11 protein-coding genes are annotated in these 14,274 nt (G+C 55.7%); all 11 read left to right on the forward strand.

Features of this window, described 5'->3' with window-relative positions; all coding sequences use genetic code 11:
* Nucleotides 1–40: 40 nt before the first annotated feature.
* The 11 genes from HHI26_RS00165 (at nucleotide 41) to HHI26_RS00215 (ending at nucleotide 14,125) form a co-directional block, all read left to right on the forward strand.
* The gene (locus HHI26_RS00165) at nucleotides 41–1,711 is read left to right on the forward strand and encodes a methyl-accepting chemotaxis protein (protein WP_171148386.1); all 1,671 of its coding nucleotides are present in this window, start codon (nucleotides 41–43) and stop codon (nucleotides 1,709–1,711) included.
* A gap of 312 nt (nucleotides 1,712–2,023) precedes the next feature.
* Nucleotides 2,024–3,691 (forward strand): methyl-accepting chemotaxis protein, encoded by a 1,668-nt coding sequence (locus tag HHI26_RS00170; protein WP_133842138.1) that lies wholly within the window; start codon nucleotides 2,024–2,026, stop codon nucleotides 3,689–3,691.
* Between the two features lie 205 nt (nucleotides 3,692–3,896).
* A complete protein-coding gene (locus HHI26_RS00175) occupies nucleotides 3,897–5,576 on the forward strand; it encodes a methyl-accepting chemotaxis protein (RefSeq protein WP_133841761.1) in 1,680 nt (559 codons plus the stop codon).
* Nucleotides 5,577–5,683: 107 nt separating this feature from the next.
* Nucleotides 5,684–7,240 carry a methyl-accepting chemotaxis protein gene (locus tag HHI26_RS00180; protein ID WP_159336487.1) on the forward strand — a complete coding sequence of 519 codons (1,557 nt, stop codon included), beginning with the start codon at nucleotides 5,684–5,686 and terminating at the stop codon, nucleotides 7,238–7,240.
* 80 nt (nucleotides 7,241–7,320) lie between these two features.
* Entirely contained in the window at nucleotides 7,321–8,193 is an 873-nt protein-coding gene (cheR, locus tag HHI26_RS00185) for a protein-glutamate O-methyltransferase CheR (protein ID WP_133841763.1), read from the forward strand.
* Nucleotides 8,193–9,242 carry a chemotaxis response regulator protein-glutamate methylesterase gene (locus tag HHI26_RS00190; RefSeq protein WP_062746328.1) on the forward strand — a complete coding sequence of 350 codons (1,050 nt, stop codon included), beginning with the start codon at nucleotides 8,193–8,195 and terminating at the stop codon, nucleotides 9,240–9,242. The genes cheR and HHI26_RS00190 overlap by 1 nt, the downstream gene beginning before the upstream one ends.
* 36 nt (nucleotides 9,243–9,278) lie before the next feature.
* On the forward strand, nucleotides 9,279–9,668 hold the full coding sequence (gene cheY / locus HHI26_RS00195) for a chemotaxis response regulator CheY (protein ID WP_133841764.1): 390 nt from the start codon (nucleotides 9,279–9,281) through the stop codon (nucleotides 9,666–9,668).
* A 9-nt stretch (nucleotides 9,669–9,677) separates the two neighbouring features.
* Nucleotides 9,678–10,322, forward strand: coding sequence for a protein phosphatase CheZ (gene cheZ, locus HHI26_RS00200; RefSeq protein WP_133841765.1), 645 nt, complete (start codon nucleotides 9,678–9,680; stop codon nucleotides 10,320–10,322).
* Nucleotides 10,323–10,498: 176 nt separating this feature from the next.
* Entirely contained in the window at nucleotides 10,499–11,650 is a 1,152-nt protein-coding gene (flhB, locus tag HHI26_RS00205; protein ID WP_171148387.1) for a flagellar biosynthesis protein FlhB, read from the forward strand.
* A complete protein-coding gene (gene flhA, locus HHI26_RS00210; RefSeq protein ID WP_133841767.1) occupies nucleotides 11,643–13,733 on the forward strand; it encodes a flagellar biosynthesis protein FlhA in 2,091 nt (696 codons plus the stop codon). The genes flhB and flhA overlap by 8 nt, the downstream gene beginning before the upstream one ends.
* On the forward strand, nucleotides 13,733–14,125 hold the full coding sequence (locus HHI26_RS00215; protein WP_133841768.1) for a flagellar protein FlhE: 393 nt from the start codon (nucleotides 13,733–13,735) through the stop codon (nucleotides 14,123–14,125). Before flhA ends, HHI26_RS00215 begins: the two co-directional genes overlap by 1 nt.
* The last annotated feature ends 149 nt before the right edge of the window (nucleotides 14,126–14,274 follow it).

Here is a 14,274-nt window from a genome sequence, read left to right on the forward strand (position 1 = left end):
CATCCACTGTTATTCCATTTATTTCACCAAGGGTTCACTTATGTTCACGCGTATTAAAGTCGTCACCAGCCTGATTCTGGTGCTATTTATCTTCGGATTTTTACAACTGGCGGCGGGCGGCTTGTTTATCAACGCGCTCACACACGACAAAAATAGTTTTGCGGTTTCTCAAACGGCGAATGATAACGTCTCATTATTTACCGATGCGTGGGTCACGCTAAACCAGACACGTATCACCCTGAACCGCGGGATGTTGCGCATTCAGAGTGAAGCGGCGAACAGCGGCAGCAGCGCCTCTCTGTCTACGCTCAGTGCGCAGGCAAAACAGCAGCTGGTTACCGCACAACAATCTTATGATGCCTTCCTGGCGACGCCCGCAACACCAGGTGTGGATGTTGATCTGACCGAACGTCTTAAGCAGCGCTACAGCGATTACGTCACTGCGCTTGTCGCGATGACGCAGCAGATGGAAAACAAACAGCTGGATGCGATGTTCAAACAGAACATTGAAAAGAAGCAGATTGCCATGCAGGCGGTATATACCGAATGGCGTAAGGTGCAGAACCAGCTGAGCGCACAGGGTGCCGTGCAGAACCAGGAAGCCTATGAGCATATGCTGTGGACCATCGGCGCCGTGATGGCGCTGGTGATCGCACTGATAGTGCTGTGCTGGTTTGGTCTGCGTAATATTTTGATTCGTCCGTTGCAGGCGACGATTGCCCACATCCGCAGTATCGCATCGGGCGATCTGACGCAGAAAATTGTGTCAGAAGGGCGCAATGAGATGGCCCAGCTGGCGTCCAGTCTGCATGATATGCAGCAGTCGCTGGTGAAAACGGTCAGCGTGGTGCGTGACGGTTCTGATGCTATTTACACCGGTGCCAGCGAAATCGCTGCCGGAAACAATGACCTGTCATCGCGCACTGAGCAGCAGGCCTCCGCGTTGCAGGAAACGGCGGCCAGCATGGAGCAGTTGACGGCGACCGTGAAACAGAATGCCGAGAACGCCCGTCAGGCCTCTCAGCTGGCGCTCAGCGCATCAGAAACCGCGCAGAAGGGCGGTAAAGTGGTGGACGGCGTGGTGAAAACCATGAATGACATCGCCGGCAGTTCGAAGAAGATTGCCGACATTATCAGCGTGATTGACGGTATTGCCTTCCAGACCAATATCCTTGCACTGAACGCGGCAGTGGAAGCGGCACGTGCCGGTGAACAGGGCCGTGGTTTTGCCGTGGTGGCAGGAGAAGTGCGTAATCTGGCCCAGCGCAGTGCGCAGGCAGCGAAAGAAATTAAAGGGCTGATTGAAGATTCTGTTTCTCGGGTGGACAGCGGCTCTGCGCTGGTGGGTACCGCCGGGGAAACCATGACGGATATCGTCAATGCAGTGAGCCGTGTGACTGACATTATGGGTGAGATTGCCTCAGCCAGTGATGAACAGAGTCGCGGTATTGATCAGGTCGGCACGGCAGTGACAGAGATGGATCGTGTGACGCAGCAGAACGCCGCACTGGTGGAAGAGTCTGCTTCGGCGGCGGCCTCATTGGAAGATCAGGCCAGCCGTCTGACGCAGGCTGTTGCCGTGTTCCGTATTGCCCGTCAGGGCAGTGTGGCACCGGCACCGTTGAAGCGACCGGCATTGAAGGGCACTCCAGCGCGCAAGGCACCTGCCGTAGCCGCACCCGTGTCTGATTCAAACTGGGAAACGTTCTGATTTTACCGGGGTGATTTTTCGATTGCCCCGTGCTGGCCGACCGAAACAGAGGGTCGGCCACTCCCCCTCATGACAATACCTCCTGACCTTACCCATTTCAGCCTCCCCAGGGGGCGATCCTCTTTTTGCAGCGCCCGTCATGCAAATCGCCAAACATGTTAATAGTTTATCTCCGCAACGATAATAAAACGTTTCATCGTGATGATTAACTCGACAGCCATATGACTGACTGGTTTTCTGATGTCTTTGCAACATAAAGATCTGAATGCCCCTGCCGATAACAGCAGCGTCAACTGGCTAATAAGGAACATTATGTTTAAGCGTATGAAGGTCGTCACCAGCCTGATTCTGGTTCTGGTGTTTTTTGGTTCATTGCAGTTAATCACTGGCGGTTTGTTCTTCCAGGCTCTCAAAGGCGATAAGGATAACTTCGCCGTCTCCCAACAGCTTCGTCTGCAACAGTCTGCCCTCAACCAGTCCTGGATCGCGCTGATTCAGGCGCGTAACACCCTCAATCGTTCGGGTATCCGTTACACGCTGGATGCTAACCGTGAAGGCATCAGCGATGGCGTTAAACAGCTGCTGGCCGATGCGCAGGGGCAGTTAACCCTTGCTGAACAGAACTATGCGCTGTGGAACTCCCGCCTGTCAGAAGAAGGGAAAACCGCCGAGAACGTGCAGGCCATTCAGCAGAATTATCAGATTTTGCATGACGCACTGAGCGAACTCATCCAGTTGATGAATGCCGGAAAAATTAACGAATTCTTCGACCAGCCAACCCAGGGTTATCAGGACGGATTCGCTCATGCCTATAACACGTGGCTGACGAAAAATGATGCACAGGCGGCAGCCGGGGCAGATGAAAATCTGCGCGCATACGGTCAGGCGGTGTGGGTCCTCGGCAGTGTGCTGATCCTCTCCCTGCTGATCATTTTCAGCGTCTGGACCGGTATCCGCCATATTTTGTTGCGTCCGCTACAGACCAGCATTGACCATATTCGTCGTATCGCCAGTGGTGATTTGACACGTCCGATCGCGGTGGAAGGGCGTAACGAAATGGCGCAGCTGGCTTCCAGCCTGCAACATATGCAGGACGAGCTGGTCAAAACCGTCAGCGTGGTGCGCGACGGATCGGATGCCATCTACACTGGGGCCAGCGAAATCGCTGCCGGTAACAACGACCTCTCATCCCGTACTGAGCAGCAGGCTTCGGCATTGCAGGAAACCGCGGCCAGTATGGAGCAGTTAACGTCAACGGTGAAACAGAACGCCGAAAACGCCCGTCAGGCCTCTCAGCTGGCACTCAGCGCGTCAGAAACCGCGCAGAAGGGTGGCAAAGTGGTGGATGGCGTGGTGAAAACCATGAATGATATCGCCGGCAGTTCGAAGAAGATTGCCGACATTATCAGCGTGATTGACGGTATTGCCTTCCAGACCAATATCCTGGCACTGAATGCGGCAGTGGAAGCGGCGCGTGCTGGTGAACAGGGGCGTGGTTTTGCCGTGGTGGCCGGGGAAGTGCGTAACCTGGCGCAGCGCAGTGCGCAGGCAGCGAAAGAAATTAAAGGGCTGATTGAGGACTCGGTGTCCCGTGTGGATACCGGCTCTGTGCTGGTAGAAAGCGCCGGGGAAACCATGAATGACATCGTCAGCGCGGTGACCCGCGTGACCGATATCATGGGTGAAATCGCCTCCGCGAGCGACGAGCAGAGCCGGGGCATTGACCAGGTCGGCACCGCCGTGAACGAAATGGACCGCGTTACCCAGCAGAACGCGGCGCTGGTGGAACAGTCTGCATCGGCGGCTGCGTCACTGGAGGATCAGGCAAGCCGTCTGACGCAGGCGGTGGCGGTGTTCCGCATCAGCCGTCAGAGCAGTGCACCCTCCGTGGTGCTGAAACGGCCAGCGCTGACCGCTACAGCAAAACAGCCTAAGCTGACCGCGCCTTCTTCCGGCGACAGTCACTGGGAAACCTTCTGATAATCTGATCAACCTGAACAGCAGGTCGGGCATACCCGATTGATGACCGTTGTTAATACGGGTCGGGCATGCCCGACCCGTACATTTTGTAGGGGCGGGTCATGACCCGCCCGCTTCTTTCCCCGTTTATCTGCATTCGCTGATAAAGATCCCCGTGTAATTGCCGATAAATCTCTCAGCAGTAGCTATCCAATTGGGGAAAGGTATGTTTAAGCGTATGAAAGTCGTGACCAGCCTGGTGTTGGTCCTGGTCATTTTTGGTTCATTGCAGTTGATTTCTGGTGGCTTATTTTTCCAGTCTCTGAAAGGGGATAAAGAAAACTTCAGCCTGACACAACAGATTCGCCGGGAACAGGCCAATCTCACCTCTGCATGGATAGCGCTGGTACAAACACGTAATACACTCAATCGCGCAGCAACGCGCTATTTGCTGGACGATAAAGGGCAGGGCAGCGGTTCCACCGTCACTGACCTCGTCGCGCTGGCAAAAACGCAGCTGGCAACCGCAGAACAGCAGTTCAGTGAATATAACAAAGAGCTGCCACCGGATGTGCTCAACCTGCCGCATGTGCAAGGTGTGAACGAGAACTACAAGATCCTGCACGGCGCGTTAGTCGAGCTGATCCAGATGCTGACCAGCGGAGACTTTAAAGGTTTCGTTGACCAGCCCACCACCGGTTTCCAGAACGGTTTCGAAAAAGCCTATGACGTCTGGTTAGCCCATACCGACTCAATGCTCGCAGCGGGTTCGGCACAGAATGAGAGTGCCTATCAGCGCGCTATCTGGGTGTTGCTGGCGATTTTGCTCATCTCTGTGGTGATCATCGCGACCGTCTGGACAGGTATTCATCAGATCCTGTTACGTCCGCTGAAATCCAGCATCGACCATATTCGTCATATTGCCAGCGGCGATCTGACGCAGCAAATCGATGTGGAAGGGCGTAATGAAATGGCACAACTGGCGATCAGCCTCCAGCATATGCAGCAGGAACTGATCAAGACCGTGAGCGTTGTGCGTGATGGCTCAGATGCTATCTACACCGGGGCCAGCGAAATCGCGGCGGGGAATAATGATCTCTCCTCGCGTACCGAAGAGCAGGCCTCCGCGTTGCAGGAAACCGCGGCCAGTATGGAGCAGTTAACGTCAACGGTGAAACAGAACGCCGAGAATGCCCGTCAGGCATCGCAACTGGCGCTCAGCGCGTCAGAAACCGCGCAGAAGGGCGGCAAGGTGGTGGATGGTGTGGTGAAAACCATGAACGACATCGCCGGCAGTTCGAAGAAGATTGCCGACATTATCAGCGTGATTGACGGTATTGCCTTCCAGACCAATATCCTGGCACTGAACGCCGCAGTGGAAGCCGCACGCGCCGGTGAACAGGGGCGTGGTTTTGCCGTGGTAGCGGGTGAAGTGCGTAACCTGGCCCAGCGCAGTGCGCAGGCAGCGAAAGAAATTAAAGGGTTGATTGAGGACTCTGTCGCCCGTGTGGATACCGGCTCTGTGCTGGTAGAAAGCGCCGGGGAAACCATGAATGACATCGTCAGCGCGGTGACCCGCGTGACCGATATCATGGGGGAGATCGCCTCCGCGAGCGACGAGCAGAGCCGTGGTATTGACCAGGTGGGCACCGCCGTGAACGAAATGGACCGTGTCACCCAGCAGAACGCTGCACTGGTAGAACAGTCTGCTTCTGCCGCTGCATCGCTCGAAGATCAGGCAAGTCGTCTGACTCAGGCCGTTGCTGTGTTCCGAATCCGTAAAGAAAATGTCATCGCGGCCGTTAATAACAACAGGGGCAAGGTTTCTCCTCTGCTGACACCGCCGCCAGCCGCGCGTAAAGCGCTGCCGCCGGGCAACTCAGACGATAACTGGGAAACCTTTTAAGCCGTTTACATGAAGTGATGTGATAAAGGGCCAGCCCGTTAAACGGGCGGCCCGATAAAAAGATTTTTTTGTTGCCTGTATCAGGTGACCTTCCCGGGGAGTGTGCAATGTTAAGTCGTTTACGTATTTCTGGCACGATTATCGCTCTGCTCGGACTTTTTTGCCTGATGCAGATTATTGCCAGTGGGTTGTCCTTCAACTCGTTTCGTCTGGATGCAAACAACATTCATCAGGTCGAGATTAGCGGTGACCAGCGTGATGCGCTGGGTGAAAGCTGGGCGGCACTGCTCAGTGCCCGGGTGACATTAAGCCGTGCAGGAACGCGTGCAGCACTTAATCTGCCCCGCGAACAGGTCGTCAGCCTGATGACCAAAGCGCAAAGCGACCTCGATCTGGCCGACAAAGCGTTTAAAACATTCAAAGCCATCCCCGCCGTGACACCGGAAGGGCAGGCGTTAGAAAAAGAGATCGTTGCCACCTATGACGTTTATTACAGCGAGCTGGCGCAGTTGATCGCTTACCTGCAAAACAATCAATTGCAGGCGTTTCTCGATTCACCCACTCAGGGTAAACAGGATAAATTCCAGGTGCAGTACAGCCTCTGGATGAAACATATTGATGCGTTGCGTGACCATGCAGGGGACGCCAGTAAAGGCTTCTACTCACAGTCGAAGGTGATTTTCGTGGTCGCGGTCGCGCTGTCACTGCTGGTGACGCTGGCCGGACTGTGGTGGGCGAAGCAGGGACTGATTGCCCCCCTGGCCCGCATGCGTAGCCATTTTGAACGTATCGCTTCAGGCGATCTGAACGGAAAAGTGGAGACCGGCGGTAGCAATGAGCTGGGCCAGCTCTTTACCAGCCTCCAGCATATGCAGCAGGCGCTGGCGTCCACCGTGCGTGATGTACGCGATGGTAGTCGTGCTATGCAGACCGGCATTCAAGAAATTGCGGCCGGAAACGATGACCTGTCAGCCCGCACTGAACAGCAGGCGGCATCGCTGGCGCAGACGGCGGCCAGTATGGAACAGCTGACGGCGACGGTCTCGGCTAACGCCGATAACGCGCGTCAGGCGTCAGATCTTGCCCGTGAAGCCTCAGGCACCGCCCATAAAGGCGGTTCGCTGACGGGCAATGTAGTCACGACGATGAACGCGATTGCGGGCAGTTCGAAGAAAATCGCTGATATCACCAGCGTGATTGATGGCATCGCTTTCCAGACTAACATCCTGGCCCTGAACGCCGCGGTAGAAGCCGCCCGAGCCGGGGAACAGGGACGTGGTTTTGCCGTGGTAGCGGGGGAAGTGCGTAACCTGGCTCAACGCAGTGCACAGGCTGCAAAAGAGATTAAGTCCTTGATTGAAGAGTCGGTAAGCCGGGTCGATCAGGGGGCGAAGCAGGTGGCCTCCGCCGGGGAAACGATGGATGAGATTGTCCAGTCGGTGAACCGGGTCAACGGGATTATGGGCGAAATCGCCGCCGCCAGCGATGAGCAGCGACGCGGTATTGAACAGGTTGCACTGGCTGTCAGCCAGATGGACCAGGTGACCCAGCAGAACGCCGCGCTGGTCGAAGAGGGCGCAGCGGCAACAGGCGCACTGGAATCACAGGCAGAATATCTGACGGCGGCAGTCAGCCGTTTCGCGCTGGATGAGCGTACAGAGTAAAGAGCGATCCTCAGGCCTTCAGGCTGGCGGGAACGAGACACCCTATTAATATCTTTATCCGCGCTTTGCAGGATGGCTACATGAAGAAATCGACGTTGTTAGCTCCACCGGAAAACGCAACGCTGCTGTCGCAGATGGTACAGCGCTTGCCGTTATCCGATACGCATTTTAAGCGTATCAGTCAGCTGATTTATCAGCGAGCTGGCATAGTGCTCGCCGATCATAAGCGGGAAATGGTTTATAACCGCCTGGTCCGCAGGCTGCGCACGCTGAATATCGATGATTTTGGTCGTTATATGGCGTTGCTGGAAAATGATCCTAACAGCGCTGAATGGCAGGCGTTTGTGAATGCCCTGACCACTAACCTGACCGCCTTTTTCCGCGAGGCGCATCACTTTCCGATCCTGGCAGAGCATGCGAAACGCCGTACTGGCAATTACAGCGTATGGTGTGCGGCCGCCTCGACAGGGGAAGAGCCTTACTCAATCGCCATGACGCTGGCCGAAACGCTGGGTACCGGTCCGGGTAAATTCCAGATCCACGCCAGCGACATTGATACGCAGGTGCTGGAAAAAGCGCTGGCGGGTGTGTACCGCCAGGAAGAGCTGCGTACGCTTTCGCCTCAGCAGCTGCAACGCTATTTCCTGCGTGGCACCGGTCCTCATGAGGGCATGGTGCGTGCGCGCCCGGAGCTGGCCAATATGGTCACCTTTGCCCAGCTTAATCTGCTGGCCAACGACTGGGCGTTACCGGGACAGTTTGATGTGATTTTTTGCCGTAACGTGATGATCTACTTCGATAAAGAAACGCAGGAGAAGATTTTACGACGCTTTGTTCCGTTACTGAAACCTGGCGGCTTACTGTTTGCCGGTCACTCAGAAAACTTCAGCCAGATTAGCAAAGAATTTTATCTGCGTGGCCAGACGGTCTATGGACTGACTAAGGAAAGATAATGAGTAAAATCAGAGTTTTATGCGTTGATGATTCAGCGTTAATGCGCCAGTTGATGACCGAAATTATCAACAGTCATTCCGATATGGAGATGGTGGCCTCGGCGCCGGACCCATTGGTCGCGCGGGATTTAATTAAACAGTTTAACCCGGATGTGTTGACGCTGGATGTCGAGATGCCGCGCATGGATGGCCTCGATTTTCTGGAAAAGCTGATGCGTCTGCGCCCGATGCCGGTGGTGATGGTTTCCTCACTGACCGGGAAAGGCTCTGAAATTACGCTACGGGCGCTGGAACTGGGGGCTGTCGACTTTGTGACTAAACCCTCGTTGGGTATTCGCGAAGGGATGCTGGCCTACAGTCAGATGATTGCTGACAAGGTACGCGCCGCTTCCCGTGCTCGTCTGCATACGCGTGGGCCACAGCCGGCCCCGGTGATGCTGAAAGCCGGACCGTTGCTGAGCAGTGAAAAACTGATTGCCATTGGTGCCTCTACCGGCGGAACCGAAGCGATTCGACATGTGCTGCAACCGTTGCCGGCGACCAGCCCGGCGCTGTTGATTACGCAGCATATGCCACCGGGATTCACCAAATCGTTTGCCGAACGTCTGAACAAGCTGTGCCAGATTACGGTGAAAGAAGCGGAAGACGGTGAGCGCATCCTGCCCGGACATGCTTACATCGCACCGGGAGCGATGCATATGGAACTGACGCGCAGCGGCGCGAACTATCAGGTCAAACTGAATGATGGACCGCCGGTTAATCGTCACAAACCGTCGGTCGATGTGTTGTTTAACTCAGTGGCGCAGTTTGCCGGTCGTAACGCCGTCGGCGTTATCCTGACCGGCATGGGTAACGATGGTGCTGCCGGACTGCTGGCGATGAATAAAGCCGGTGCCTGGACCATTGCCCAGAACGAAGCGAGCTGTGTCGTATTTGGCATGCCACGAGAGGCTATTGCCCTCGGGGGAGCCAGTGAGGTGGTGGATCTTCACCAAATCAGCCAGCACATGCTGGCAAAAATTAGCGCCGGACAGGCGTTGCGTATCTAACGCGGTCCTCGCGGGCTACACATTACGGGAGTAAGTATGGTAGATAAAAATATGCGGTTTCTGGTGGTCGACGACTTCAACACAATGCGTCGTATCGTCCGTAACCTGCTGAAAGAGTTGGGTTTCAACAACGTTGAAGAAGCAGAGGATGGTGTGGACGCGCTGAACAAGCTGCGTGCAGGCGGTTTCGACTTCGTGGTGTCTGACTGGAACATGCCGAATATGGATGGTTTGCAACTGTTGCAAACCATCCGTGCAGACGGTGCGCTGAGTAAGTTACCCGTACTGATGGTGACGGCAGAAGCCAAGAAAGAGAACATTATTGCGGCTGCGCAGGCGGGTGCCAGCGGCTATGTGGTTAAACCATTCACAGCGGCTACCCTGGAAGAGAAGTTAGGTAAGATCTTCGAAAAACTGGGTATGTAAGGAGCTGAGATGAACGCTATTCCGAAACCAAATGTTGATGCAGCTTCAGCGCAGGACATTATCTCTAAAATTGGTTCACTGACGCGCATGCTGCGCGACAGTCTGCGTGAGTTAGGTCTTGATCAGGCCATCGCAGAAGCGGCAGAGGCGATCCCAGATGCCCGCGATCGCCTTGATTATGTGATTCAAATGACCGGCCAGGCGGCAGAACGTGCCTTAAACTGCGTCGAGGCTGCACAGCCTCGTCAGACAGTGATGGAGAATGGGGCGAAGGCGTTGAAAGTTCGCTGGGACGAATGGTTCGAGAATCCTATCGAACTGTCAGATGCCCGCTCTCTGGTTTCGGATACGCGTGGTTATCTCGACGCGGTACCGGAACATACTGGCTTCACCAATGCTCAGCTGATGGAAATCATGATGGCTCAGGATTTCCAGGACCTGACCGGGCAGGTGATTAAACGTATGATGGATGTGATCCAGGAAATTGAGCGACAGCTGTTGTCGGTCCTCATGGAAAACATTCCAGACCAGAGCATGCGTGTGAAGAAAGATGCTGACAGCCTGTTGAACGGCCCGCAGATTAATGCGGCGGCCCCCAATGTGGTGGCAAGCCAGGATCAGGTTGACGATCTGTTGGACAGCCTCGGCTTCTGATAACAGGGGCAGAGCCTTTCTGCCCCTGCTTTAAAACGGTGTCCCGCCATCCTGTGCGGGCACTGTCTTTTCTCCATTCCGTAAATAACCCCCTATTTACACGTTTACTCGTGGCATTACCCCTGCGCGAATTTGGCATTCTACCCTCAGTCATTCCGTATTGAAGGTTTGCTACCGTGTCTCAGGATAGCGATGAGGAAAAAACAGAGTCCCCCACGGCCCATCGACTTGAAAAAGCACGAGAAGAAGGGCAAATCCCGCGTTCGCGCGAACTGACGTCTATTTTGATGCTGGTGACTGGCCTGAGTATTTTATGGGCGGGTGGTGAATGGATGGGACGCAAGCTGGGTGCACTGGTCGCGGATGGGCTGGTCTTCAATCATTCCGTGGTCAGTGATACCAGTCAGATGCTGCGTCAGATCAGCGATCTGCTGATGCAGGCGGTGATGGCTATTCTGCCGATGATGTTTGGTCTGGTGGTGATGGCGATTGCGGCACCGATGTTGCTGGGTGGCCTGGTCATCAGCGGGAAAGCCATCAAGTTTGACGTCGGCAAAATGAACCCGATTAAAGGGTTGGGAAAGATGATTTCTGCCCAGTCAGCCGCTGAACTGTTGAAAGCCGTGCTGAAAGCGGTGCTGGTTGGCGTGGTCGCCTGGATATATATCCATAACCACTGGGCTGAGATGCTGCATTTGATCAGCGAATCACCCGTGACAGCCCTGGCGGGCTCGCTGAATATGATTGCCATGTGCAGCATCCTCATTGTGTTGGGGTTGTCGCCGATGGTGGGCTTTGACGTCTTCTTCCAGCTCTTCAGCTATTTTAAAAATTTACGCATGTCGCGTCAGGATATTACCGACGAACATAAGCAGCAGGAGGGTGACCCGCATGTTAAAGGGCGCATCCGCCAGCAAATGCGCGCTGCCGCACGCCGCCGCATGATGTCTGATGTTCCGAAGGCTGACGTGATTGTGACCAACCCGACCCACTATGCGGTCGCGTTGCAGTACGACGAGAAAAAAATGAGTGCACCGAAAGTGCTGGCAAAAGGCGCAGGGGAGATTGCCCTGCGTATTCGTGAAATGGGGAAAGAGCACCGTATCCCGATTTTAGAAGCGCCACCGCTGGCACGTGCGCTCTATCGCCACAGTGAAATTGGTCAGCATATTCCCGGGACATTGTACGCAGCGGTTGCTGAAGTGCTGGCCTGGGTCTGGCAACTCCGCCGCTGGAAAGTGGAAGGGGGGCTGATCCCGAAGAGACCTGTTAAATTGCCAGTGCCGGACGCGCTGGACTTTGCTGGAGAACAAAAATCTAATGGCTAATCTGGCCGCTAAACTGCGCTTACCGGGCAACATGAAAGATACACAGTGGAAAGTCCTTGCCGGACCGATACTGATCTTGCTGATCCTGTCGATGATGGTGCTGCCGTTACCACCGTTTATCCTCGATCTGTTGTTTACCTTTAACATTGCCCTGTCGATTATGGTGCTGTTGGTGGCGATGTTTACCCAGCGCACGCTGGATTTCGCCGCCTTCCCGACCATTCTGCTGTTCTCCACATTACTACGTCTGGCTCTGAACGTGGCCTCGACGCGTGTTATTTTGATGGACGGCCATACCGGTGCGGCTGCTGCGGGTCAGGTTGTTGAAGCTTTTGGCCACTTCCTCGTTGGCGGTAACTTCGCCATCGGTATCGTGGTGTTTGTCATCCTCGTGATTATCAACTTTATGGTTATCACCAAGGGTGCCGGGCGTATTGCGGAAGTGGGGGCGCGCTTTGTCCTCGACGGGATGCCGGGTAAACAGATGGCGATCGATGCCGACCTGAATGCCGGGCTGATTGGTGAAGAGGAAGCGAAAAAACGCCGTTCTGATGTGACCCAGGAAGCCGACTTCTACGGGTCAATGGACGGTGCCAGTAAGTTTGTTCGTGGTGATGCCGTCGCCGGTATCATGATCATGATTATCAACGTGATCGGCGGCCTGCTGGTGGGGATTCTCCAGCACGGTATGGATGCCGGTCATGCAGCCGAAACCTATACGCTGCTGACCATCGGTGACGGTCTGGTTGCTCAGATCCCCGCGTTGGTGATCTCCACCGCGGCGGGTGTTATCGTCACCCGCGTCGGCACCGATCAGGACGTCGGCGAGCAGATGGTCAGCCAGCTGTTTAATAATCCGCGCGTGATGATGCTGAGTGCCGGTGTTCTCGGCCTGCTGGGACTGGTACCGGGCATGCCCAATCTGGTGTTCCTGCTGTTTACTGCTGCGCTGCTAGGCCTGGCCTGGTGGATACGCGGTAAAGAGATGAAGCCGAAAAGCGCTGCGGCCCCGCAGATGTCCATGACCAAACAGCCGGAAAGTGCGGCCAGCGTCGAAGCCACCTGGGGTGATGTGCAGCTGGAAGATTCGCTGGGGATGGAAGTGGGCTATCGCCTGATCCCAATGGTGGACAGTGCACAGGATGGCGAGTTGCTCGGCCGCATCCGCAGTATCCGTAAGAAATTCGCCCAGGAAATGGGCTTCCTGCCACCGGTGGTTCATATTCGTGACAACATGGATCTGACCCCGGCACGCTACCGTATTCTGATGAAAGGGGTAGAGATCGGCAGTGGTGATGCTTATCCGGGCCGCTGGATGGCGATCAACCCGGGGACGGCAGCGGGTTCGCTGCCGGGTGAAGTGACCGTTGACCCGGCCTTCGGGCTGGAAGCGATCTGGATTGACAGTGCGCTGAAAGAGCAGGCGCAGATTCAGGGCTTCACCGTGGTGGAAGCCAGTACCGTGGTGGCCACCCACCTTAACCATCTGATTGGTCAGTACGCCAGTGAGTTGTTCGGTCGCCAGGAAGCGCAGCAGTTGCTGGATCGCGTGACCCAGGAGATGCCGAAGCTCACTGAAGATCTGATCCCTGGCGTGATTACCTTGACCACCCTGCATAAAGTGTTGCAGAACCTGCTGGCTGAACGTGTCTCTATCCGCGATATGCGGACGATTATTGAGACGCTGGCGGAGCATGCGGCGGTGCAGACCGATCCGCAGGAGCTGACCTCAGTGGTCCGTGTGGCGTTAGGCCGTGCCATTACGCAGCAATGGTTCCCGGGCAATGGCGAAGTGCAGGTTATCGGGCTGGATACCACGCTGGAACGTCTGCTGTTGCAGGCCTTGCAGGGCGGTGGCGGTCTGGAGCCGGGTCTGGCTGACCGTCTGCTGGCGCAGGCGCAGACGGCATTGCAGCATCAGGAAGGGTTGGGTGCACCGCCGGTGCTGCTGGTGAACCATCCGCTGCGTGCACTGCTGGCGCGCTTCCTGCGTCGTTCGCTGCCGCAGCTGATGGTGATTTCCAATATGGAACTGACGGACAACCGCAATATTCGTATGACGTCAACGATTGGTGGCCATTGATGAAAGTGATGCTGTGGTTGCTGCTGACGTTGCCCGGCCTGTCGATGGCGGCTGAGGGCGGCTGGCATGCCAGCGCCACAGGTCCGTCACTCTCTAATCGTGGAGTGCAGGCGTCATCACGCCCGCTCACGCCATCAGAACCGGTGACCGGCGTCATGAGTACGGTAATATGGCGCTATACGCTGACGGCTCCCGCACCCGCCGGGCTGCAGGTTCGTCTGTGTTCAGAAAGTCGTTGCGTGCCTGTGGAAGGGGGCAGCGGCAGTACTCAGGGCCTGACCAATGTGGCCGCCGGAGAGACATTACGCTTTATTTATCAGGTAGAAGGTAAAGGGCGGGTGTTTCCGGTGCTGCATGTGCTGAGTAATGAAGTGATGGTGAATTACCAGTAATCATCAGAGCAGAAGGGTCGGGCATGCCCGACCCCTACGAGGATTTATGTCGGGGCCAGGCTCCACCGATCCCCGTAGGGGCGTGGCACGCCTCGCCCGAAAGGTTCACCAGTTTACGTAGGGGCGAGGCACGCCTCGCCCGAAAAGAC

This window comes from Erwinia sp. JH02, assembly GCF_013074405.1.
In the GTDB taxonomy this organism is placed as follows: domain Bacteria; phylum Pseudomonadota; class Gammaproteobacteria; order Enterobacterales; family Enterobacteriaceae; genus Erwinia; species Erwinia rhapontici.